A 22,222-nucleotide genomic window follows, 5' to 3' on the forward strand; every position below is an offset into this window, starting at 1 on the left:
TCCTCCCATGTTGTGCGTTCCCCCTCCCAAGGGTCAGCTTCTGGCGTGGCGGAAAGGCCAGACCAGGAAATACTTGCGGATGTTGTCATAGATCTTTGCCAGGCCCAGCGGCTCCAGCAGCAGAAAGCCGATGATCATGGCGCCATAGATCATCAGGGGCAGGTGCGACAGGAAGTTCTGGCTGACCGGAACCCAGCCATTCGCGGCAAGACCGGATATGATATTCGTCAGGAAGATCGGCGCTAGCAGCACGAAGCCCGCGCCCAGCCAGGATCCGATCACTGACCCCAGGCCGCCCACCAGCACCATGGCGACAAGCTGGATCGAGACGTTGAAGCCGAACTGTTCCGGCGTCACCGCGCGATAGAAGCAGAAGGCCAGGATCGCGCCCGTCACCCCGCCCATGAAGGACGATGTGAAGAAGGCCATCAGCTTGGTCTTGAACGGATCGACCCCGATCACGGCGGCGGCGAAGTCCTTGTCGCGGATCGCCACAAGGGCGCGCCCGAATGACGTGCGCTTGACGTTCATGAAGAACACCGTCAGCAGCACCGCCCAGCCAAGCGCCAGCCAATAACGCGAGGCGAGGCTTTCGATGGGGAAGAACAGGAAGCTGACGGCGGGCGTGCGCAGGGTGGCGTGGGCACCGCCTGAAATGGCAGGCACGTTCACCACGACCCAATCGACCAGATACTGCATCGCCAGCGTGGCCATGACCAGGTAAAGCCCCTTCACCCGCAGCGCGGCCCCCCCGAAGATCGCGCCGATCACCGCCGAGATCAGCCCGGACAGCAGCAACGCCAGTTCGAAGGGGATGCCCGCGCGGACCAGGTGGATGGACGCATAGGCGCCGATCGCCATCACGGCGGCAAAGCCGAAATGCAACTGCCCCGCCAGCCCCATCAGCAGCGTCAGCGACAGGGCGGCGGCCGACCAGATCACCCAGGGCAGGACATAGCTGCCCAGATAAAGCGGCGAGACATAAAGCGGCGCCAGCAGCGCCAGCACCAGCAGCGCGATCACCAGCCAGCGGTCTGTGGGGATTTTCCACAGCCTGCGGTCGGCCTCGTAGCTGGTGTGATACGTCCCCGAGAGGCGATAGAACATGGCGTTAGATCCTCTCGATGTCTTCGCGGCCGAATATGCCGAAGGGGCGAACCATGATGGTCAGCAGGATGATCAGCGAGGTGACCACATCGCGCGTCGATCCGCCCGCGATGCTGTCCAGATAGCCGGGGATCACCGTGCCCAGCACGCCCACCAGGATGCCGCCCACGACCACGCCCGGAACCGAATCCACGCCGCCCAGGATCACCACGGCCACAGCCGGGAACAGCAGCGTGGACAGCGTCCAGTCCACCCCTTGGGACGATCCCCACAGCGCGCCCGCGACCACGGCGGCGATGCCCGCCAGGCCCCAGGAAATGCCGATGGCGCGTTCCACGGAAATGCCCACGGCCCAGCTTGACACATGGTCGTCCGACACGGCCCGCAGCTTAGTGCCCGTCCGGGTGCGGAAGAACAGCAGCGAGGCGCCGACCAGCAGCAGCGCGATGATGCCGCCGTAAAGCGAGGTGCGGTTGATGAACACGTCGCCGATGATGATGGGGGCGAAGCCGATGCCCAGGTCGATGGGCTTGGGCGCGGATCCCAGGATGCCCGGCACCATGCCGCGCAGCAGGATTTCAAGGCCCAGCGTCAGCATCACCACCATGATGACCGGCTGGCCCACCATGCGGCGCAGCAGCAGCCGTTCGACCACAAGGCCGAAGCCGAACATGATCGCGGCGGCAATGGGAATGGCGATCCAGACGTTCAGTCCCCAGGCCATGACCATCCAGACCGCATAGCCCGCCGTCATCACCAGGGCGCCCTGCGCCAGGTTCGGCACGCCCGCGGATTTGTAGATCAGCACGAAGCCCAGGGCGACCAGCGAATACATCAGCCCGGTCAGCGCGCCGGAAATCAGCAGTTCCAGGAAATAAGCCATTCAACCGGCCCCCTTCACGTCGGACAGCCGCAGTTCCCGGTCCAAGGATCCGGTCTGGCCGTTTTCATAGGTGATCCGCGCCTTGAAATCGATCTTGTCATGGCCCGCGTTCAACGCCTCGATGATCGGGCCATAGCGGTCGTCGATCACGTTGCGCTTGAGCTTGCGGGTCCGCGTGACCTCTCCGTCGTCGGGGTCGAATTCCTTGTGCAGGTTCACGAAGCGGTCGATGGACAGCCCGTGCGGCAGATGGGCGTTCACCGCCGCGATCTCGCCCGAAATCAGGTCATAGATGCGCGGCTGCTGGGACAGTTCGGCATAGGAGGTATAGGGCACGCCATGTTCCTGCGCCCACTGGCCCACCGCCTGAAAGTCGATGCAGACGATCGCCACCAGCATGTCGCGGCCCTGGCCGATCACCGCCGCGTCCTTGATATAGGCGGAAAATTTCAGCCGGTTCTCGATATAGGTGGCGATGAAGCGGGTGCCGTCGCGTTTCTCCACCACCTCGGACACGCGGCCGAGGACGACCAGTTGCCCGTCGGGTTCGATCTGGCCCGCGTCGCCCGTGTGCAGCCAGCCGTCCTGCAAAGCCTCGGCGCTGGCCTTGGGGTTCTGGAAATAGCCGTCGAAGATATTGTCGCCGCGCAGCAGGATCTCGCCATGCTCGTCGATCTTCATCTCCACGCCGGGGAAGGGGCGGCCGACCGTGGTCAGCGAGATGTCCTCGGGCTTTTGCGCCACAGCCAGGGCGCAGTTTTCGGTCTGGCCATAGAACTGGCGCAGGTTCAACCCGATGGCGCGGAACCACAGGAACACGTCCTCGCCGATCGCCTCTCCGGCCGTATAGGCACGCTTCACGCGGCCCAGGCCAAGCTGGTCGCGGATCGGGCCATAGATCAGCCATTCGCCCAGGAAACGCGACAAGCCGGCGCCCGCAGGCTTGCCGTCCAGGCGCGCGCGTTCGGCAGCCATCGCGCGGGGCATGAAATAGTCATACAGCCGCCGTTTGATCCCGGTGGTTTCCGCGATCCCCACCTGCACGCGGGTCAGCATGGCCGACCAGGCGCGGGGGGATGCAAAATACAGCGTCGGCGCCATTTCCCGCAGGTCGTGCAGCGCCGTTTCGTTCGCTTCGGGGATGTTGACGGTAAAGCGCAACTCCATCGCCGCGCCGATGGAAAAGATGAAATCGCCGACCCAGGCCATCGGCAGATAAGCCATGTGAACTTCGCCCGCGCCGAAATATCCGGCGGCGGCGGCATTGCGGACGCCTGACAGGATATGGCCGTGCTTCAGCGGAATGCCCTTGGGCGCGCCGGTGGTGCCGGACGAATGCATCAGGACCACGATGTCGTGGATGGTGGAACGTGCAATCAGGGACTTGGCAAGGTTCGGATCGGCAGCCAGACGCGCGGCGCCCTCGGCCCGGATGGCGTCGAAACCGGCCACGCCTTCCGGTTCCTGCCCCGCCAGCCCGCGCGGATCGTCATAGATGATCAGGCCCAGATGCGACCAGCGGCCCCTGGCCTCCAGCATCTTGTCCACCTGTTCCTGATCCTCGGCCACGGCCACGCGAATATCCTCGCGCTCCATCTGCGCGGCCAGTTCCTCTGTCGGCGCATCGGCATAGGCGGGGGACGGGATCGCCCGCAGGCAGGCCGCACCCAGCATCGCGAAATAGAGGTTGGGCCGGTTGTCGCCGATCACCATGACCGCGTCGCCGGGCTTCACGCCGCGCGCTTCAAGGCCTGCCGCGAATTCCACCACGGCGCGCAGATAGTCGGCCCAGGTATATTCCTGCCAGATGCCGTGGTCGCGTTCGCGCATGGCGACCTGGTTCGGAACCTCGGCCGCGTTTCGGGCCAGCCGCGCCAGGATCGTGTCCTCCGACCGCCAGTTCGGGTGCAGCGCCTGGGCCTGCGCCATGTTCACCGGATCATGCTGCATGGCGGGGCTTTCCGATATAGGCCTCGACCACGCGGGGATCGGCAATGGCCTCGCGCGCCGGTCCCTGGGCGATTTCCTGGCCGTTGTTCAGCACCAGTACCCGGTCGCAAAGCGCGGTCACGACATCCATGTGATGTTCGATGATCAGCACGGTCAGGCCCAGGGCCTCCTGGGCATCCAGGATGAAGCGGACCATGTATTCCTTTTCTTCCTGGTTCATCCCCGCCATCGGCTCGTCCAGAACCAGCAGCTTGGGTTCGGCGCACAGCGCGCGGGCCAGTTCGACCCGCTTTTGCAGGCCCAAAGGGATGACATCGACGTGTTCGTCGCGCGCGGGTGCCAGTTGCAGAAGGTCGATCACCTCCTCGACATGGCGGCGGTGGGCGACTTCTTCCTTGCGCGCCCACCAGGGATAAAAGAACGAGGCTAGCGGATTGGGCTTCATGAAGATGTGACGGCCCATCAGGATGTTGTCCAGGACCGACATCCCGTGGAACAGCGCGACGTTTTGGAAGGTGCGCGCCACGCCCATGGACGCGATGCGGAACGGCTTCAGCCCGTTGATCTGCTGGCCGTCCAGCGTGATGCGGCCTTCCTGCGGCGGATAGAAGCCGGTGATGGCATTGACCAGCGTGGTCTTGCCCGAACCGTTGGGGCCGACCAGGCCGAAGATCTCGCCCCGGTTCACGGCGACCGAGACATTCTTCAGCGCGACCACCCCGCCGAACCGGCGGACGATGTTGTCGCAGACAAGGGTGTGATCGCCGCTCATGCGGGCGGGCGTCCGTTCAGTCCGCGCATAGCCTGTCCTCCCAAACAGTCCTGCAGACCGGTTCCTCCTCCGGTCCTGGATCAGGAAAGGCTATCATCGGTTTGGTTTTTGGGTAAACCGAAAAGAATGGCAAAACTGTTTCGGGATTCTTGAAGTGCATCCGAATCTGGTCGATCACCTGCGGGCCTTTTGCGCCATCGCCGACCACGGCAGCCTGACGGCGGCAGCCCGGGAATTGCGGCGGCCGATCTCCTCGGTCAGCTATTCCCTGGCGCAACTGGAACAACAATGCGGCTTTCCGCTGCTGGGACGCGGCACCAACCGGGCCGAGCTGACGGAACGGGGCCGCGTGCTGCTGGCCGAAGCGCGCAGCGTCGTGGACCGCGCCCGAAGTTTCACCACCCATGCCGAGTCACTGGAAAAGGGCGAGGAAACGCGCCTGCGGGTCTTGGTCGACGTGCTGTTTCCCCGCGCGGACCTGAATGACGCGCTGCGCGCCTTTGCGACGCATCATCCCCATGCCCAGTTCCAGTTCTTCAACTCGTCGCTGGCGACGCTGTGGGACGACCTGCGGGACGGCAATGTCGATTTCGCCCTGACGCTGGCCGCCGCGATCCCGTCCGACATCGCGGCCCGGCACCTGGGAACCGAAACCCTGGGTCCGGTCTGCGCAGCAGGGCATCGGCTGGCGGGATTGCCGCAGCCCTTGGCCATGCGCGCCTTCGACCGGGAACGGCAGATATACTATGTCGGATCCCCGCAGATCGACATGGAACGGGTGGGGCGGCTGTTTTCGACGGATGTATGGACGGTGAACGATGTGGAATCCATCAAGTCGATGGTCACGGCGGGCCTTGGCTGGTGCTTTTCCGCCAGCCGCACCTTCGAGGCCGAAATCGCGCGGGGCGAGGTCGTGGCCCTGACCTGCGAGGATATGCAGTTCCACCCTGTCCGCACCGTGGTCGTGGCCTGGCCCGCGCATCGCAGGCCCGGCCCCTTGGGCAGGCGGATGGTGCAGGCCCTGGCCGATCAGTTCGGCCAGGGCACCGTGGATATCAGGCCAGAAGCCCGGTGAACCGCAGCATCGCCTTGAGGCTGTCGATGGGCTGCGAGGGCTGGAACAGATGCGGCGACCAGCGGTGCCCGCCGATCTTGGCGTTCCAGTATGAACCGGCGTCGTTGACAACCAGCCCGATCAGCGTGTTGGCGACCAGGTGGCTGCCCAGGGCGCCAAGGTGGTTGCCGCCGACCAGTTCGGCTTCGCGCAGCACATAGAACCACAAGGGCGTGGCGGCATCCAGGCCGGGGGCGGTCAGGAAATCGCGCCCTTCGGATACCTGTTCCGGTGTCAGCACGGGAATCGGGCGGTAAAGGCCGGTCGCATTGATCCCCTCGATCACCCCTTGGGCCGAGGGGATGTTCAGCCGGTATCCGCGCCGCAGGTTGCGGCTGGCAAGGCGCTTCATCACCGCAGGGTTGGCGGGTTGGTTGATCATGTCATCCAGCGGCGGGGCCAGATGCGTGTCGATCCTGCGGGCCGAGCGCAGCGGAGTTTCGGCATGGACGAAACGGTCCCATTCGATCACCCAGTTGCCGGGCAGGGACGTCTTGGGATCGGCGGTCAGGGGCGAGGGCATCTTGCCGCTGCCGGTGAACTGGAACAACTGGACAAAGCTGGCAAAGGGCGCAATTTGCCCCGATCCCGCCACGGCCCGCCCGAAGAAGCGGTTGTGGTCATAGCCGCCGCGCACCATCGAATGCCCGAAGCGGAAGCCCGCCACGGAAAATTCCAACGGCATTGGCATCTTGGCCGGATCCGCAGGCGGATTGTCCGCCAGGAATTCCGCATAAAGCGGGGCGCCGGTTGCCAGAACCTCGTCCACCACGTCGCCCGCGCAGATCGACGGCAGGAAGGCGTTCAGCACCAGCCATTGGTAATGAAAGCGGGTCAGGCGGCGGGCTTCCTCGAAATCGTTGCCCAGATCCACCATCCGGTTGTGCAGGCGCAAAAAGGCCACGTGCAGCTGGGCCACCAGCAGGTTTTCGTCGTTCCGCCCGTCGCCGATGATGGCGCGTGTGCGGATCGGCCCGTCGGCATCGACGAAATTGGCGCGCAGATCCGCCGGCAGGGCGTTCAGTTCCGCCGCCGTGATATCGCCCCGGTCCATCAGAAAGCCCAGCCGCAGGAGGTCGGCGGCAGGATCGGCGGGCAGGGGCGGGCGTCCGTCGCCAGAATCGGCGGTCACGCCCAGGCGCATCTTGTCGGTAAAGGTCGGATGGCGCATCAGCCCCGCCAGCTTGGTGGCAAAGGCCCCTTGGCCCGGCGAATCGCCGTAAAGGCTGTCCAGCGCCAGCGTCCCTTCGCGCAGGTTGTCCAACTTGTCCTCGACTTGGACACGGTCCATGGGGGCGATGTCGCCTGCGATTTCCGAAATGGTCGCGACCTCCCGGTCGGTGTTTGCGGTGATGTCGTGGTCGATGAACTGGCCGAAATAGGTCAGGATCGGCGCCAGCGAAGCGTCTCCGGGGCCGGTGACCTCGGTGGCCATGCTGTCGGCAAGCTGGTCCAGGGCTGCCAGCGTGGCGGGGCTTTCGGGCAGGCCGGGCGCGTCGCGGAACAGATATCGGAAAGCCCCCGGCGCGGTGGACATGGACCGCAGGCTGCCCGCCTCGGGTCCAAGATCGGTCGCACCGTCCACCACGGCGGACAAGGGCTTTACATCCAGGCGTTCCAGTTGGGCGGCGGGGTTTTCCAGGACCGCCGCGCCGCCGGCACGGGCGGCTTCAAGGGCGGCAGGCTGCGGGACGGCGGCATCTTGGACGATCCGCGTTCCGTGGCTGAGCGAGAACAGCATCTTGAACTCCAGGCAATCGTGATCACACCGGCGCAAAGGCTTTGCACCGAACATACGGGCCGCGGCAGTGCTGCGGTTTGACGGGATATTCAAGGGAGTGTTTTGTTTCAACCCGGAAAGACTATCCCGGGTTAAATGAATAACATTAAACTTTATTTAAATCTACGAATAAATGATAAGAATATATCGCCCTTGAAGACGATATATTCTATATTGCTTTGTGAATAATTTCAGGCGCTTCCGATATGCGGCAGGTTTATACCGCGCGCGTTGTCCCATCCTCGCGCCGCAGGGCAGGCAGGCCAACGCCCGTCGCGTCGAACCCGCCATCCACGGCCAGGGTCTGGCCGCTGACAAAGCTGGCCTTGTCGGAACACAGGAAGACAATGGCCTCGGCGATTTCCCGCGCCTCGCCGTAACGGTTCAGCGGGATGGCGTCATAATAGGCGCTGATGATTTCGGGCGCGTGGACGGCCATGGCCAGCTTGGTCCTGACCGGGCCGGGGGCCACGCAGTTGACGCGGATCCCGTGTTCGCCCAGTTCGGCCGCGAATTGCTTGGTCAGGTGGATCACGGCGGCCTTCGACGTGCCATAGGCCACCCGCAGCGTGGACGCCCGCAGCCCTGAAATCGAGGCGATGTTGACAATGGCGCCCCGGGTTTTCGTCAGTTCCGGGATCGCCGCCTGGGTGCAAAGGAACACCCCGTCCAGGTTCGTGGCCATGACCTCGCGCCATTGTTCGAAGCTGGTCTGATTCGCGCGGGAAAACAGCGCGACGCCCGCGTTGTTGACCAGGGCATCGACGCGGTCCCATTGGCCGACAACCGTGCGGATCACGCCATCGACGCTTTGCGGGTCGGAAATGTCGGCTTCCAACGGCAGGACGTTGTCCATGGGGTCGCAGGTGCGGTGCAGTTCCTCGGCATCGCGGTCGACGACGGCGACGCGCCAGCCCTGTTCCAGGAAAATCTCGGTCGCGGCCAGGCCGATGCCCCGGCAACCCCCGGTCACGATGGCGACTTTGGCGTCCTGCGTCATTCTTCCGTTCCTTCGATATCGACGATCAGTTCCAGCGTCACGCCGACGGGGTTCAGGCCCCTTTCCAGCGTGCCGCGCATGATGGTGCCTGCAATGTCCACGACCTCGATAGGAACATGGGCGCGGCCTTGGGCCAGCATAGCCCCGTCCAGCCGCAGTTCGGTGGCATGGCAGTCCATTCGGCTGCCACCGGTGAAACGGATATGATCGATGCTGCCCACGCCATGTAGGCGGGCGTCTGCGATGCCATGGCGGGCGCACAAGGTTTCAATCGCCGTGACCACATCCTCGCCAGGCCCGATCCGGGCCAGCAGGCCGGTGCCGGTGCCGGTGCCCTGCGGGGTGAACAGGGTAAAGGCGGTTTCCGCGTCCGGCAGCGCCTCGAACCAGGCATCGGGGGCGCCGATGCCGCTGACCCGCGCATCTGCCGCCAGCACCGAATCCAAGGGCAGAAGATGGCCCATCGTCCCGCCCCAGGTGCCGTGACAATGCAGGAAGGGGGCGCCGTCCTTCCAGCCGACCGTGGCCGTGGCCCTTTCGATGGTCACGGGGCCGTCAGGGGCGTGGGTGTCCGAATACCAGGCCGCATGGATCCCGTCGGTCGAAGGCGCGGGCAGGACATATCGCATCGGATCGCAGATTGCGCCGTCCAGCCAGACCACGCCGCCCTTGCAGCCCGCATCCGCGAACAGCCGCGCCACCGCTGTCATCACCGTCCGCCCGGCCGACAGCACGCCCCCAATCCGCCGCAGGGACGCAGGCACCGCCACCGCGCGTTCCGCCGCGCGAGGGCCGGGATGGATCATCCGCCCAGAAACCTTGGTATCGCTCATGCGATCATGCCGCGGGCTTCCAGTTCCTCGCGGATCATCTTCTTGGTGATCTTGCCATAGGCCGATTTCGGCAGGCTGTCCCAAAACAGGAACCGCTTGGGCATCTTGTATCGCGACAGCTTGCCGTCCAGGAAGATGGCCAGATCCTCCTCGGCCACGGGGGCGTTGGCCACGCAGACCGCCCAGCCGATTTCCCCCCACAGGGGGTCGGGGACGCCCAGCACCGCGACCTCGGAGATGGCGGGATGGGTGAGGATCTTTTCCTCGATTTCTCGCGGATAGACGTTGGACCCGCCCGAGATGAACATATCCGACTGCCGCCCGGTGATATAGACGAAGCCCTGTTCATCCATGTGGCCCAGATCGCCCGTGCGGAACCAGCCGTCGCGAAAGGATTTCGCGTTGGCGTCCGGGTTGTTGTAATAGCCCGCGAAGACGGCGGGGCCGATGCAGCAGATCTCGCCCGTCTCGCCCGGCGCGACTTCATGGCCCCCATCGTTCTGAATCTGGATCTCGATCCCGGTGCGGGCATGGCCGCAGGTGCCGATGCGGGCCGTGGGGCCGTCCTCGGCCTGGTGCAGGTGGGCGGGCAGGACGGTGATGTTGCCCGTGACCTCGCCCAGGCCGAAATACTGGACCAGCACCGGGCCAAGTGTCCGCAGCGCCTTCTGCTGGTCAACCCGGTACATCGGCGCGCCTGCATAGATGACATAGCGCAGCGAGGACGTGTCGGCCTGCGCGGTCGAGGGATGTTCCACCAGCAGCTTCAGGATTGTGGGCACGGTGAACATGGTGGAAACGCGCCATTCGCGCACCAGATCCCAGACCTGCGCCACGTCGAAGCGTTCGCTGGGCAGCAGGACGGTCTTTACCCCCCGGGCCACCTGGGTCAGTTGATGCACCCCCGCGCCATGCGACAAGGGCGCCACCACCAGTGATGCGTCCTCGGCCGTCAGCCCCGGCATCAGGTCGGCCAAGTGGTTCGTGACCACGAAAGCCATCTGGCCGTGGGTCAGGACGGACGCCTTGGGTCGCCCTGTGGTGCCGGACGTGAAGAAGAACCAGCAGGGATCGTCACGGTTCACCGGGGCCACCTGCGGGCGTTGGCCCATGTGTTCGGCGGTGATCGCTGTCACGTCCGGCCCGAAATCCGCCTGCCCGAAGGCCAGCGTCGTCACGCCGCAGGCCACCGCGTGATCCGGGAAGCCCGCGTTGCAGAACATGAGCGTCGCGCCGGATGCCTGCGTCAGATAGGCCACCTCATCCGGCGTCTGACGGAAGTTGGCGGGCACCCACACCCCGCCCGCCCGCCAGACGGCGAACATCGCCTGCATCATTTCCATGCAGTTCTGCGACTGGCACATCACCCGGTCGCCCTTTTGCAACCCGAACCGCGTTTGCAGCGCGTGGGCCAGGGCGTCGGTGCGGGCATTCCATTCCGCCCAAGTCCAGCGGGTATCGCCCATCACCAGGGCCACGCCGTCCGGATCGCGCCGCGCGGCTTGGGCCAGGAAGGTCGCAAGGTTCATCACGCGGGTGGAGACAGGCGCCAGCCCGCTAGCGGGATCGGTCATTTCTCTCGTTCCAGGATCGAGCAGTAATTGGCGACGGCGGTGCCGCCCATGTTGAAGACGCCCGCCAGTTCGGCGCCCGGCACCTGCATCGCGCCCGCGTCCCCGGTCAGCTGCATCGCGGCCATCACGTGCTGCGACACGCCGGTCGCCCCGATGGGATGGCCGCGCGATTTCAGCCCGCCCGAAGGGTTCACGGGCAGCGTGCCGTCCATGCGGGTCGTGCCTTCGCGGATCACCCGCCAGCCCTGGCCGCGCGGGGCAAGGCCCATCGCCTCGTACTCGATCATCTCGGCGGTGGTGAAGCAGTCGTGGGTCTCGACCAGCGACAGGTCGGTGATCGCCAGTCCCGCCTGATCCAGCGCCTTGCCCCAGGCGCGATGCGCGCCCGCGAACTCGGTCGGGTCGCGGCGCGACAGGGCAAGCATATCGCCCACCTGCGCACGGGCGCGGAAGCGGATGGCGCGGGCCAGGGTCTCGGCCACCTCGGGCGCGGCCAGCACGATCGCCGCCGCCCCGTCCGAGACAAGCGAACAATCGGTGCGCCGCAGCGGCCCCGCGACCAGCGGGTTCTTGTCGGACGGCGTGTTGCAGAACGCGATGTCGAAGGCCTTCTGCATATGCGCGTAAGGATTGCGCGTGCCGTTGTCGTGGTTCTTGGCGGCGATCATGGCCAGTTCCTCGGACCGGTCGCCGTTTCGCTGGAAATAGCTGTCGGTGATCCGCCCGAAGACGCCCGCGAAGCCGCCGGGGGTGTCGCCTTCCTCGGCCACGAAGCTGGCCGACAACAGCACGCCGCCGACATCGGCGATGGGAATGGCGGTCATCTTTTCCGCCCCGATCACCAGGGCCACCTTGCCGCGCCCGGATGCGATGAAGTCGGCGGCAGCGTAGAGCGCGGCGGAACCGGTGGCGCAGGCGTTTTCCGTGCGCATGAAGGGCACGCCCGCCAGTTCCGGGCTGCCCATCGCGACCAACGCGCCCTGGAAGTCCTGGCGCTGGAAGCCGTTGTTATAGACGCCGGTGAAGATGCCATCCACGGCATCGGGCGCCAGCCCTGCGTGTTCCAGGGCGGGCAGGGCCACCTCGGCCATCAGGGCCATGGTGTCGGGCGCCTCGGCCTTGCCGAATTTGGTATGCGCCCAGCCGACGATCAGGGGATCGGTCATGCGGTGTTCCTTTCAAGGTCGGCAAGGCTGGCGGCAATCACCGCCGCCTCGCGGTGCAACGCGGCGGCAAGATCGGCCTGCCGCGCCGGGGTCATGCGGTTTTCGATGGCGGCAATGGAGAGTGCCCCCGCAGGCCGCCCGTCTGGCCAGGGTATCGCAACCCCCAGGCCCCAGGAACCCGCCACGATGCGGCCTGGATTCAGTGCGTGGCCCTGGGCACGGGCATGGGCCAGATCCTCTTGCAGGCCGGACATCCACTCGCCCACCAGCGGCGCCACGCGGTCCAGCAGCGCCGCCGCCTCCGCCTTTGGCAGGGCGGCCAGCATCGCAAGCGCCCCCGCGCCGACGCCCGCAGGCTTGCGGTCGCCCCGCATCAGGGCATGGGTGCGGACCGGGAAATCGCCTTCGATCCGTTCCAGGCACAGGGTATGGTCGTCCTGCGGCACGGTCAGCAGGACCGTGTCGCCGGTGTCCCGCGCCAGCCTGACCATGCTGTCGCGGGCGTGATGCAGGATGCCGTGACGTTCCGTGGCAAAGCCCGCCAACAGATAGGTTTCGGGCCCCAGGTGATAGCGGCGCGTGTCCCGATCCTGTTCGACCATCCGCGCCGCGCCAAGCGCCAGCAGCAGCCGCCGCGCCGTGGGCCGTGCAAGACCCGAGGCTGCCGCGATCTGCGCCAGCCCCAAGCCTTGCGCGCCGCCCCGCCCGACCAGCGACAACAGCGACAGCGCACGCGCCACCGCCTGCGTCCCGCCGGTATCCGGGGGGGCCGCGCCGTCACGCATCAGGCCAAGGTCCGCCCGATCGCGGCTTCCAGGATGGCCCAGGCCTCGTCGCCATAGGTCTTCTTCCATTCGGCATAGAAGCCTGCTTCGCGCAGCTTGTCCTCGAAGGCCTTGGGATCGGCGTCGTTGAAGACGAAGCCGTTGGCTTCCAGCTCGCCGCGCAGCGAACCGTTCATCTGGGCGATGTCCTCGCGCTGCTTCATGGCGGCGGCGTTGAAGTTGTCGGCCACGGCCTGCTGCACGTCCTCGGGCAGGGCGCCCCAGGACCGGCGGTTGCCCAGCATCCAGAAGCCGTCCCACATATGGTTGGTCATGGAACAGTACTTCTGCACCTCCCACAATTTCGCGACCTTCATGATCGCCAGCGGGTTTTCCTGACCGTCCACGATGCCGGTCTGCAGGGCTGTATAAACCTCGGCAAAGTTGATCGACGCGGGGGCGGACCCGAAGGCCGTGAACAGCGATGTCCACAGCGGGCTGACCGGCACGCGGATTTTGAAGCCTTCCAGGTCGGCCGGCGTCGCGATGGGTTTCGTGGACGAGGTGATCTGGCGGAAGCCGTTGTCCCAGATCTTCTCCATCACCACCAGGCCCGCGCCTTCGATCTGGCCGCGCTCATAGGCGCCCAGCTCGCCGTCCATGGCCTTCCAGACGGTGTCGTAATCGGGGAAGGCAAAGCCCACGCCGTTGATGGATGCGTTGGGGACCAGCGTGGACAGGATGATCGGCGACAGCTGGAAGAAGTCCACCCCGCCCGAGCGCAACTGGCCCAGCACGTCCGTATCCGCGCCCAACTGGTTCGACGGGAAGATCTGCAGGTCGAACCGGCCGCCGGTGGCTTCCAGGATGGCCTTCTGCGCCTCGGCCAAGCGGATGTTGCTGGGGTGGTCCAGTGGCTGGTTGTTGGCCAGCTTATAGCTGAATTCGGCGGCCATGGCCGGGCGGACCCGGATGAACGGCGTGGCAAGCGCGCCTGCGGCGGCGCCCAGCAGGATCGTGCGGCGGGTAATGCTCATGAAATTCCTCCTCCCTGAGGTATCAAGCAACGGTTTACAGCAATGCGGTCGAGAACCAGGGCACGGCAGCGATGGCCAGCAGGCCCACCATCAGCGCGGCCAGATAGGGCCAGATCTTCGCCATGACCTGTTCGGCGGGCACATTGGCGATCTTGCAGGCGATATAGAAGCCGATGCCGATCGGCGGGGCCATCAGCCCGATGTTCATCGCCGTGACGATCACCATGGCGTAATGGATGTCGTGGATCCCTAGGCCGCGCGCGATGGGGAACATGATCGGCGCCAGCAGCACGATGGCGGGCAGGCCTTCCAGCACGCAGCCCAGGATCAGGAAGATCGCGATGGATGCCAGCATGAAGACCACCCAGCCGCCCGGCAGGCCGGTCACAAGCGTCATCAGGTCGCGTGCAAAGCCCGATTGCGTCAGCGCCCAGGCCATGGACGACGCTGCCCCCAGGATCAGCAGGATCGCCCCCGACATGGCGGCGGTTTCCACCAGCATCCCGCCCACCCGCTTCAGGGGAATGCCGCCATAAAGGATCGCGCCGATGATAAAGGCGTAAAGCGTGGCGATGGTGGACACTTCGGTCGCGGTGGCGACGCCGCCGCCGACCAAGCTGCGGATCATGAAGGGCAGCACCAGGGCGGGGGCCGCGATCAGGGCGGTCTTGCCGATCACGTTCAGCGGCGCGCGGCGCACCCCCTCCATCCGCTCGCCCCGCGCCTTCCAGCGCGCCAGCACGGCCAGCACCACCAGCAGCACCATGGCGATGGCAAAGCCGCTGGTGAACAGCCCGGCGATGGACACGCCCGCGACCGATCCCAGCACGATCAGCACGATGGACGGCGGCACGGTATCGGCCATCGCCGCGCCGGTTGCCAACAAGGCGGTCATTTCGGGGGCGGAATGGCCCCGGCGGCGCATTTCAGGAAACAGCGCGGGCGCCACGGTCGCCATGTCCGACACTTTCGACCCGGAAATCCCGGACACCAGGAACATCGACCCCAGCAGGACATAGCTCATCCCGGCCTTCACATGGCCGAACAGCGAGGCCAGAAAGCCCACGATGGCCCGGCCCATTCCGGTCGCATCCAGGATGCAGCCCAGCAGTACGAAGACCGGCACCGACAGCAGGATCAGCGACGACATTCCCTCGTCGATGCGGCCCATCATCACGAAGATCGGGGCATTGGTGGCAAAGGTCAGGTATCCCAGCGTGGCAAGCGCAAAGCAGAAGGCGATGGGCACGCCTACGGCCAGCAGCCCGCCCGCGAACAGGCCCAGGAACAGTGGCAGGTTCCAGTTGCCAAAGGCGAGGATGCTTGGCTTGGCGAACCACAGTGCCGCAACCAGCAGCCCCGCCACGGCCAGCGTGCCAAGGATCACCGCCCATTCGCGGGTGCGCACGACCGACAGCACCATCAACAGCGCCATCAGCCCGATGCCCGCAGGCAAGGCCGATGCGCGCCAGGACATCGGCAGTTGCAAGGCGGGCGAGGTGACGAAGGATTCCTCATAGGCATATTCGACAGCCACGGGAAACAGCCGGACCAGCAGCACGCAGACCAGCACGCTGCCGGCGATTTCCAGGGTGCGGGCCAGCCGGTCGGGCAGCAGCGGCAGAAACACCGTCAGGCGCATATGTTCGTGCCGGTCCACCGCCAGGGCCGCGCCCAGCATCGCCATCCAGATGAAGCTGATCGATGCGACCTCGTCCCCCCAGATCAGGGGTTTCGCCAGGACATAGCGGAAAAAGACATTGGCCAGAACCGTGACGATCATCGCCACCAGCAAGCCCGCGGCGGCGATTTCCACCGGGCGCATCCAGCGTTCCGCGCGCTTGGGCTCGGACAGCGCCTCGATCCCGCCAAGCGCAAGTTCGGCGTCCTGCGCCTCGGTATGGTGCATCCGTCGTCCCCCGGTCCCTTGGCGAAACGGCCCCTCCACCGTTGCACGTCCACGATGTGGATGCGCTGTCGCCCTTTTGGAATCAGGGATAAAGTGATCTTTGCATGGCTGGCAACAAAAAAATACCTTGTGGACAAGCTATCTTCTACAGCCGATTTTCCAGTCATTCCATATTACGGAACTGTCTTTCTTCAAACGCAGACATCGCCGCAGAACCTTGGTTCAGTCGATCCGGGCCAGAGGGGCGCCAAAGGCCAGCACGTCGCCCGGGGCGGCGATCTGGCTGATGCGGCCCGTCCGATGAGCCTCGACGCGGGTTTCCATCTTCATCGCCTCCATCACGGCAATGACTTGACCGGGTTCGACGGTTGCGCCGTCATCGACCTGCCAGGCGGTCAGGGTGCCGGGAACGGGGGCGGTCACGGTGGCATCGTCCGCTTCTGGCGCGGCATCGGGCGCGGGGCCGGGCGCAAGACCGAGGGAGGTTGCCGCCATGATCCCGGCAGGCAGGCCCAGTTCGTGGCGCTTGCCGTCGATTTCGATGGCAAGGCGCAGCAGGGGTGCGCCACCCGCCGGGGTCACGCGGGCATGAGGGGCGGCGACCTGGGCCAAGCGGTCGGCGAAGTCGGTTTCAATCCAGCGGGTATGGACGCCGAATGCGCCCCCCTCGGCCAGGAATTCGTCGGCCTCGACCACCGCACGGTGGAAGGGCAGGACGGATGCCACGCCCTCGATGCGGAACTCGGCCAAGGCGCGGCGGGCGCGGCCGACGGCCTCGGCGCGGGTGGCGCCGGTCACGATCAGCTTGGCCATCATCGAATCAAAGCTGCCGGGGATCACCGATCCCGCGACCACGCCGCTGTCCAGGCGAATGCCGGGACCAGCGGGCGTGTCGAAGCGGTCCACGGGGCCGGGCGTGGGCAGGAAACCGCGGCCCACATCCTCGGCATTGATGCGGAATTCGATGGAATGACCGCGCGGGACGGGCACCGTGTCGTCGGCCAGCTTCGCGCCCCGCGCGACCGCGATCATGCCGCGCACCAGGTCGATGGCGGTGGTTTCCTCGGTCACGGGATGTTCGACCTGAAGGCGCGTGTTCACCTCGAGGAAGGAAATCGTGCCGTTGGCCGACAGCAGGTATTCCACCGTTCCCGCGCCGCTGTATCCCGCATGGGCGCAGATCGCCCGCGCGCTGTCATGGATGCGCTGGCGCTGTTCGTCGGTCAGGAAGGGCGCGGGCGCTTCCTCGACCAGCTTCTGGTTGCGGCGCTGCAGGGAACAGTCCCGCGTGCCGATCACCTTGACGGTGCCGTGTTTGTCGGCCAGCACCTGCGCCTCGACATGGCGGGGACGGTCCAGGAACTGCTCGATGAAGCATTCGCCGCGACCGAAGGCGGTCAGCGCCTCGCGCGTGGCGGATTGGAACAACTCCTCCACTTCCTCCAGCCGCCAGGCGACCTTCATGCCGCGCCCGCCGCCGCCGAAGGCCGCCTTGATGGCGATGGGCAACCCGTGTTCGCGCGCAAAGGCCAGGGCGTCGGCGGGCGTTTCCACCGGGCCGGGGGTGCCCGCGACCAAGGGGGCGCCCACGGCTTCGGCGATGCGGCGGGCCTCGATCTTGTCGCCAAGGGCGGTGATGACAGCGGGGTCGGGGCCGATCCAGATCAGGCCCGCATCCTGCACAGCTTGGGCAAAGCCCGCGTTTTCCGACAGGAACCCATAGCCGGGGTGGATCGCATGGGCACCGGCTCGCTGCGCAATGGCGATGATCTTGCCGCCGTCCAGATAGGTTTCCGCCGGGCTGTTCCCTCCAAGCGCAAAGGCCTGGTCGGCCATCGCCACGAAGGGCGCATCGCGGTCGGCATCGGCATAGACGGCGACGGTCTGGATGCCTTCGTCGCGGCAGGCGCGGATGATGCGGACGGCGATTTCCCCCCGATTGGCGATCAGGAGGCGGTCCAGGGGCAGGGTCGGGCCGGTGGCGAAAAGGGTCATGGCTGGACCTTTATGTCGTGAAAGGGGGTGGCGGCGGTAAATCGGACGCGCGCGCCATGGGGGATCTGGCCTGCCAAATCCAGCGCGGACGGCAGCAGGGTCGCGATCACCGGATAGCCGCCGGTCAGCGGATGGTCGGCCAGGAATAGCACCGGCTGGCCGGAATGGGGGATCTGGATGGCGCCGGTTTCCGTGCCCTCGGACGGCAGTTCGCGCGCGTCGCTGCGGGTCACCGGGGTGCCTTCCAGGCGGATGCCCACGCGGGACGATTGCGGCGTGACCAGCCAGTCCTGCGACAGGAAATGCTGGATCATCCCGGGCGTGAACCAGTCCGCGCGGGGGCCAAGCGTCACGGGCAGTTCCACGATGTCACCCGGCTTGGGCAGCAAGGGCTGATCCTCGGGCGCGGCAATAGCGATGGCGGGTTTGTTCGCGGCATAAAAGCGTGCGCCATTGGTCAGCGCCTCGGGGCCGACGAAGGCCAGCGTATCGGTCGCAGCCGATCCCAGCACCGGGGCCACGTCAAATCCGCCCCGCAGCGCCAGATAGCTGCGCATCCCAAAGGCGGGGGGCGGGATCAGAACCTCGTCCCCGCGATCCAGCGCAAAGGTCGTGGGCATGGGATGCCCCGCCACCACCGCCTGCGCGGCGCCGGTCAGCGCCAGCGTCACCGGCTGTTCCGCCCGCAGCCGCACCGGGCCAAGGGTGATTTCCAGCACCGGCGCGTCCGAAGGGTTTCCGACCGCGCGATTGGCCCGGCGCAGCGCGCCCATGTCCAAGGCCCCGGATGCCGAGACCCCCTGTCCGCCCTGTCCCGGACGGCCTTCGTCCTGGAAGACGATGGGAAAGGCCGTTTGCACAACGGTCAGCGCGGGGCGCCCCTGGGGCTCTGGGACCGCGACCGAGGGGTGGACCTGGGCTACGCCTTCCACAAAGCGCGCGCGGACACCGGGGCGCAGCAGGGCGGGCGGGTCGCGGGACAGATCCCACATCGGCACCCGTGTCGTGCCGATCAGTTGCCAGCCGCCCGGCGTGTCCTGCGGATAGATGCCGCAGAACCGCGCCGCAAGCGCCACGGATCCCGCCGGGATCCGCGTGCGCGGCGCGGGGCGGCGGGGCAGGTCGAAGCGCGGGTCGTCGCCCGTCATATAGGCAAAGCCCGGCGCGAAGCCGCAAAAGGCCACGGCCCAGGTGGCGGACTGATGGGCGGCGATCACCTCGGCCACGGTCAGGTCCATGTGCGCCGCTACATCGGCCAGATCCTGGCCGTCATATGTCATGGGAATCTCGACCGTCTCGACCGGGCCTTCCTGGCGGATCGTGCCGGGTGCAGGCTGGCGCGCCATGATCTGCCCGGCAAGGGCGCCGTCGGCGGCATATCCGGGTGCCACGCGGACCATCAGCGTGCGCGCGGCGGGGATGATCTCGGCCACGCCATCCACCGGATCGGCCCCCAACGCGTCGAACAGCGCCAGCGTTTCGTCCAGATCGGCCAGTTCGACCAGCAGCGTGCGCGGCCCGACGGGAAGAAAGCGCATCGTCACACCTGCCACTGGCTGTCGGGGATGTCGGTGACGAACATATGCCCCGGCGCATGGGTGATCGCGAAAGGCGGTTTCGAGGCCATCACCGCCGCCTGCGGCGTCACCCCGCAGGCCCAGAAGACCGGAACCTCGCCGTCGCGGATTTCCACCGGATCGCCGAAATCGGGCCGCGACAGATCGGCGATACCAAGCGCCTCGGGGGCGCCGATATGCACTGGCGCGCCGTGGACCGCCGGGAAGCGGCCGGTGATCATCGCGGCATCCGCCACCCGGTCCGCCGGGATGGGGCGCATCGACACCACCATCTGCCCGTGCAACCGGCCTGCCTCGCGGCAGGGGCGGTTCGTCAGGAACATCGGCACGTTGCAGCCCTGCGCGATATGGCGCACCTCGATCCCCGCCGCCTGCAAGGGCGTCTCGAAGGTGAAGGAACAGCCGATCAGGAAGGTCACGAGGTCGGGACGCTCGGCCCAGGTCTGGGTCGCATCCGCGACCTCATCCGTCAGCACGCCGTTGCGCCAGACGCGATACAGCGGAATGTCGGTGCGCAGATCCGCGCCAGGGGCAAGCGCGGTGTGGTGGCTGCCGGGGTCGGTCACGTCCAGGACCGGGCAAGGCTTGGGGTTGCGCTGCGCGAACAGCAGGAAATCCCAGGCCCAGTCGCGGGGCAGAGAGATCATGTTGCACTGGGTAAAGCCCGGCGCCATGCCCGCCGTTGGCGCGACCGTTTCGCGGCAGGCCAGCCGGGCGGCGCGGGCGGTTTCCACGTCGGGACGCATCAGGCAGCCCCCGCGAAGGGGGCGATGGTGACGCCGCCCGCGACCAGTTCCTCGCGGATGCGCCGCGCCATGTCCACCGCACCGGCGCTGTCGCCATGCACGCAGATGCTGTCGGCCTGCAGATGCAGGACCGATCCGTCGATGGCCTGGATCACGCCTTCGGTGGCCAGCCGCAGCATCCGGGCGGCCACGGCATCGGCGTCATGCAGCACCGCGCCCTTTTCCCGGCGCGACACAAGCTGGCCGTCCGGCGTATAGGCGCGGTCGCCGAAAGCCTCGGCCACGGTGGCAAGACCTGCATCGGCGGCGCGGGCCAGGATCGGCGCCCCGGCAAGCGCCATCAGCACCAGCGAGGGGTCGATTTCCCTGATCGCCGCGATCACGGCGTCAGCCTGGCGGGCGTCGTTGGCGATGGTGTTATACAGCGCGCCATGCGGCTTTACATAGGTGACCCGCGTTCCCGCCGCCCGCGCAATGCCCTGCAACGCGCCGATCTGATAGATCACGTCGGCGGTCAGTTCCGCCGGGGTCACGTCCATCGGACGGCGTCCAAACCCCACCCGGTCAGGGTAGGACACATGCGCCCCCACCGCCACGCCCTGCGCCGCCGCCGCATCGACGGTGGCGCGGATGGTCAGCGGATCGCCCGCATGGAAGCCGCAGGCGACATTGGCGGAACTGACGATGCCCAGCATCGCGGTGTCGTCGCCCATGGTCCAGGCGCCATAGCCCTCGCCCAGGTCGCTGTTCAGGTCGATAGTGCGCATGGGTTCCCCCTCAAAGGCTCAGGAAGGCGAAGATCGGGCCGATGGATCTGTAGCCCATGTACCAGGTCAGCGCGCAGACAATGGCGCTGAGGATCAGCAGCGGACGGTTATAGTGGTGCCCGCCCATCAGATCCGACCGCGCAAATCCCACATAGGTGAAGATCGTCAGACCGATGGGCAGGATCAAGCCGTTGAAGCCGCCTACGAAGACCAGCAGGGCTGCGGGTGCGGTGCCTATGGTGATGAACACCGCCAGCGACACGGCGATGAAGATCACTGTGGCGATGTTGCGGCTGCGGTCGGTCATCTCCATGAAGGCCACAAGGAAGCTGACCGAGGTATAGGCCGCCCCGATGACCGACGTGATCGCCGCAGCCCACAGGACCACGCCGAAGATCCGCATCCCCCAGTTGCCAAGCGACGCGGCAAAGGCCTGACCGGCGGGGTTCGCCGCCTGGCTGGACAGATCCAGCGTCACGCCCGAGGCGACGACGCCCAGGATCGCCAGGAACAGCACGAAGCGCATGACGCCCGTGACGGCGATCCCGGTCAGCGAGGCCTTTGTGACGGCGGCCAGGTTTTCCTCGCCCACCAAGCCCTTGTCCAGCAAACGGTGCGCGCCGGAATAGGTGATGTATCCGCCCACGGTTCCGCCGACGATAGTGGTGATGGTGGGAAAGTCGATCACATCGGGAAAGATCGTCTGGCGCATCGCATCGCCCACCGGCGGGTTCGAGGTGACGGCCACGATCAGCGTCATCACGATCATCAGGATGCCCAGACCGATCAGCGACCGGTCCAGCAGCAGGCCGGCGCGTTTAGACAGGAACACGCCGATGGCCAGCAGGGCGGAAATCGCGCCGCCGATCTTGGGGTCCAGGCCGAACATGGCGTTCATCCCCAGGCCCGCGCCCGCGATGTTGCCCACGTTAAAGGCCAGGCCGCCGACCATCACCAGCACCGCCAGCAGATAGCCCGAACCGGGGATGGCGGCATTGGCGGTTTCCGACGCATTCCTGCGGGTCAGGGCGGTGATGCGCCAGATGTTCAACTGCACCACGAAGTCGATCAGGATCGAGGCCAGGATCGCAAAGGCGAAGGCCGCCCCCAGCTTGGCGGTGAAGGTCGCGGTCTGCGTGATGAAGCCCGGCCCGATGGCCGATGTCGCCATCAGGAAGATCGCCGCCAGCAACCCGCCCCGCAGGGTGGCATTGGCGGCCGAGGGAACGGCTGTTGCACTCATCAGTC

18 protein-coding genes are annotated in these 22,222 nt (G+C 66.4%); 1 reads left to right on the forward strand and 17 read right to left on the reverse strand.

Going from position 1 to position 22,222, the window contains the following annotated elements; genetic code table 11:
* Positions 1-33: 33 nt before the first annotated feature.
* From Q5701_RS02255 to Q5701_RS02270, 4 genes are read right to left on the reverse strand one after another with little or no spacing between them, the layout of a single operon-like run.
* Positions 34-1,107: a branched-chain amino acid ABC transporter permease gene (locus Q5701_RS02255; protein WP_306753531.1), complete on the reverse strand. Its 1,074-nt coding sequence runs from the start codon at positions 1,105-1,107 to the stop codon at positions 34-36.
* A 4-nt stretch (positions 1,108-1,111) separates the two neighbouring features.
* A complete protein-coding gene (locus tag Q5701_RS02260; RefSeq protein WP_234854499.1) occupies positions 1,112-1,990 on the reverse strand; it encodes a branched-chain amino acid ABC transporter permease in 879 nt (292 codons plus the stop codon).
* Complete coding sequence (locus Q5701_RS02265) at positions 1,991-3,940, reverse strand: AMP-dependent synthetase/ligase (protein WP_306753532.1); 1,950 nt, start codon at positions 3,938-3,940, stop codon at positions 1,991-1,993.
* On the reverse strand, positions 3,930-4,712 hold the full coding sequence (locus Q5701_RS02270; protein ID WP_234854501.1) for an ABC transporter ATP-binding protein: 783 nt from the start codon (positions 4,710-4,712) through the stop codon (positions 3,930-3,932). Before Q5701_RS02270 ends, Q5701_RS02265 begins: the two co-directional genes overlap by 11 nt.
* Before the next feature lie 154 nt (positions 4,713-4,866).
* Here Q5701_RS02270 and Q5701_RS02275 point away from each other — a divergent pair, with 154 nt between their 5' ends.
* On the forward strand, positions 4,867-5,787 hold the full coding sequence (locus Q5701_RS02275; protein ID WP_306753534.1) for a LysR family transcriptional regulator: 921 nt from the start codon (positions 4,867-4,869) through the stop codon (positions 5,785-5,787).
* Here the strand turns inward: Q5701_RS02275 and Q5701_RS02280 are convergent.
* From Q5701_RS02280 to Q5701_RS02340, 13 genes are all read right to left on the reverse strand, one after another.
* A complete protein-coding gene (locus Q5701_RS02280; RefSeq protein WP_306753535.1) occupies positions 5,768-7,567 on the reverse strand; it encodes a peroxidase family protein in 1,800 nt (599 codons plus the stop codon). The two genes, Q5701_RS02275 and Q5701_RS02280, sit on opposite strands and share 20 nt — an antisense overlap.
* Positions 7,568-7,823: 256 nt before the next feature.
* Positions 7,824-8,606 carry an SDR family NAD(P)-dependent oxidoreductase gene (locus Q5701_RS02285; protein ID WP_306753536.1) on the reverse strand — a complete coding sequence of 261 codons (783 nt, stop codon included), beginning with the start codon at positions 8,604-8,606 and terminating at the stop codon, positions 7,824-7,826.
* Positions 8,603-9,439 (reverse strand): PCC domain-containing protein, encoded by an 837-nt coding sequence (locus Q5701_RS02290; protein WP_306753537.1) that lies wholly within the window; start codon positions 9,437-9,439, stop codon positions 8,603-8,605. The genes Q5701_RS02285 and Q5701_RS02290 overlap by 4 nt, the downstream gene beginning before the upstream one ends.
* Complete coding sequence (locus Q5701_RS02295) at positions 9,436-11,013, reverse strand: acyl-CoA synthetase (protein ID WP_306753538.1); 1,578 nt, start codon at positions 11,011-11,013, stop codon at positions 9,436-9,438. The genes Q5701_RS02290 and Q5701_RS02295 overlap by 4 nt, the downstream gene beginning before the upstream one ends.
* Positions 11,010-12,179 carry an acetyl-CoA acetyltransferase gene (locus tag Q5701_RS02300; protein ID WP_306753539.1) on the reverse strand — a complete coding sequence of 390 codons (1,170 nt, stop codon included), beginning with the start codon at positions 12,177-12,179 and terminating at the stop codon, positions 11,010-11,012. The genes Q5701_RS02295 and Q5701_RS02300 overlap by 4 nt, the downstream gene beginning before the upstream one ends.
* Positions 12,176-12,964 carry an IclR family transcriptional regulator gene (locus tag Q5701_RS02305; RefSeq protein ID WP_306753540.1) on the reverse strand — a complete coding sequence of 263 codons (789 nt, stop codon included), beginning with the start codon at positions 12,962-12,964 and terminating at the stop codon, positions 12,176-12,178. Before Q5701_RS02305 ends, Q5701_RS02300 begins: the two co-directional genes overlap by 4 nt.
* A complete protein-coding gene (locus Q5701_RS02310) occupies positions 12,964-13,980 on the reverse strand; it encodes a TRAP transporter substrate-binding protein (RefSeq protein WP_306753541.1) in 1,017 nt (338 codons plus the stop codon). Before Q5701_RS02310 ends, Q5701_RS02305 begins: the two co-directional genes overlap by 1 nt.
* Before the next feature lie 34 nt (positions 13,981-14,014).
* The gene (locus Q5701_RS02315) at positions 14,015-15,889 is read right to left on the reverse strand and encodes a TRAP transporter large permease (protein ID WP_306753542.1); all 1,875 of its coding nucleotides are present in this window, start codon (positions 15,887-15,889) and stop codon (positions 14,015-14,017) included.
* Positions 15,890-16,111: 222 nt separating this feature from the next.
* Positions 16,112-17,884: an acetyl/propionyl/methylcrotonyl-CoA carboxylase subunit alpha gene (locus Q5701_RS02320; protein WP_306753544.1), complete on the reverse strand. Its 1,773-nt coding sequence runs from the start codon at positions 17,882-17,884 to the stop codon at positions 16,112-16,114.
* The gene (locus tag Q5701_RS02325; protein ID WP_306753545.1) at positions 17,881-19,422 is read right to left on the reverse strand and encodes a 5-oxoprolinase subunit B/C family protein; all 1,542 of its coding nucleotides are present in this window, start codon (positions 19,420-19,422) and stop codon (positions 17,881-17,883) included. Before Q5701_RS02325 ends, Q5701_RS02320 begins: the two co-directional genes overlap by 4 nt.
* A 2-nt stretch (positions 19,423-19,424) precedes the next feature.
* Positions 19,425-20,207 (reverse strand): putative hydro-lyase, encoded by a 783-nt coding sequence (locus Q5701_RS02330; RefSeq protein ID WP_306753546.1) that lies wholly within the window; start codon positions 20,205-20,207, stop codon positions 19,425-19,427.
* Positions 20,207-20,974 (reverse strand): LamB/YcsF family protein, encoded by a 768-nt coding sequence (locus tag Q5701_RS02335; RefSeq protein WP_306753547.1) that lies wholly within the window; start codon positions 20,972-20,974, stop codon positions 20,207-20,209. The genes Q5701_RS02330 and Q5701_RS02335 overlap by 1 nt, the downstream gene beginning before the upstream one ends.
* 10 nt (positions 20,975-20,984) lie before the next feature.
* Positions 20,985-22,217, reverse strand: a complete 1,233-nt coding sequence (locus tag Q5701_RS02340) for an NRAMP family divalent metal transporter (protein ID WP_306753548.1) — start codon at positions 22,215-22,217, stop codon at positions 20,985-20,987.
* Positions 22,218-22,222 lie beyond the last annotated feature (5 nt).

Source organism: Paracoccus actinidiae, from assembly GCF_030863885.1.
GTDB lineage: Bacteria > Pseudomonadota > Alphaproteobacteria > Rhodobacterales > Rhodobacteraceae > Paracoccus > Paracoccus everestensis.

What these genes read in the sequence shown, in the direction of transcription:
- Q5701_RS02255 (WP_306753531.1), bottom strand. Translation starts at nt 1,107, where the DNA reads ATGTTCTATCGCCTCTCGGGGACGTATCACACCAGCTACGAGGCCGAC.
- Q5701_RS02260 (WP_234854499.1), bottom strand. Translation starts at nt 1,990, where the DNA reads ATGGCTTATTTCCTGGAACTGCTGATTTCCGGCGCGCTGACCGGGCTG.
- Q5701_RS02265 (WP_306753532.1), bottom strand. Translation starts at nt 3,940, where the DNA reads ATGCAGCATGATCCGGTGAACATGGCGCAGGCCCAGGCGCTGCACCCG.
- Q5701_RS02270 (WP_234854501.1), bottom strand. Translation starts at nt 4,712, where the DNA reads ATGAGCGGCGATCACACCCTTGTCTGCGACAACATCGTCCGCCGGTTC.
- Q5701_RS02280 (WP_306753535.1), bottom strand. Translation starts at nt 7,567, where the DNA reads ATGCTGTTCTCGCTCAGCCACGGAACGCGGATCGTCCAAGATGCCGCC.
- Q5701_RS02285 (WP_306753536.1), bottom strand. Translation starts at nt 8,606, where the DNA reads ATGACGCAGGACGCCAAAGTCGCCATCGTGACCGGGGGTTGCCGGGGC.
- Q5701_RS02290 (WP_306753537.1), bottom strand. Translation starts at nt 9,439, where the DNA reads ATGAGCGATACCAAGGTTTCTGGGCGGATGATCCATCCCGGCCCTCGC.
- Q5701_RS02295 (WP_306753538.1), bottom strand. Translation starts at nt 11,013, where the DNA reads ATGACCGATCCCGCTAGCGGGCTGGCGCCTGTCTCCACCCGCGTGATG.
- Q5701_RS02300 (WP_306753539.1), bottom strand. Translation starts at nt 12,179, where the DNA reads ATGACCGATCCCCTGATCGTCGGCTGGGCGCATACCAAATTCGGCAAG.
- Q5701_RS02305 (WP_306753540.1), bottom strand. Translation starts at nt 12,964, where the DNA reads ATGCGTGACGGCGCGGCCCCCCCGGATACCGGCGGGACGCAGGCGGTG.
- Q5701_RS02310 (WP_306753541.1), bottom strand. Translation starts at nt 13,980, where the DNA reads ATGAGCATTACCCGCCGCACGATCCTGCTGGGCGCCGCCGCAGGCGCG.
- Q5701_RS02315 (WP_306753542.1), bottom strand. Translation starts at nt 15,889, where the DNA reads ATGCACCATACCGAGGCGCAGGACGCCGAACTTGCGCTTGGCGGGATC.
- Q5701_RS02320 (WP_306753544.1), bottom strand. Translation starts at nt 17,884, where the DNA reads ATGACCCTTTTCGCCACCGGCCCGACCCTGCCCCTGGACCGCCTCCTG.
- Q5701_RS02325 (WP_306753545.1), bottom strand. Translation starts at nt 19,422, where the DNA reads ATGCGCTTTCTTCCCGTCGGGCCGCGCACGCTGCTGGTCGAACTGGCC.
- Q5701_RS02330 (WP_306753546.1), bottom strand. Translation starts at nt 20,207, where the DNA reads ATGCGTCCCGACGTGGAAACCGCCCGCGCCGCCCGGCTGGCCTGCCGC.
- Q5701_RS02335 (WP_306753547.1), bottom strand. Translation starts at nt 20,974, where the DNA reads ATGCGCACTATCGACCTGAACAGCGACCTGGGCGAGGGCTATGGCGCC.
- Q5701_RS02340 (WP_306753548.1), bottom strand. Translation starts at nt 22,217, where the DNA reads ATGAGTGCAACAGCCGTTCCCTCGGCCGCCAATGCCACCCTGCGGGGC.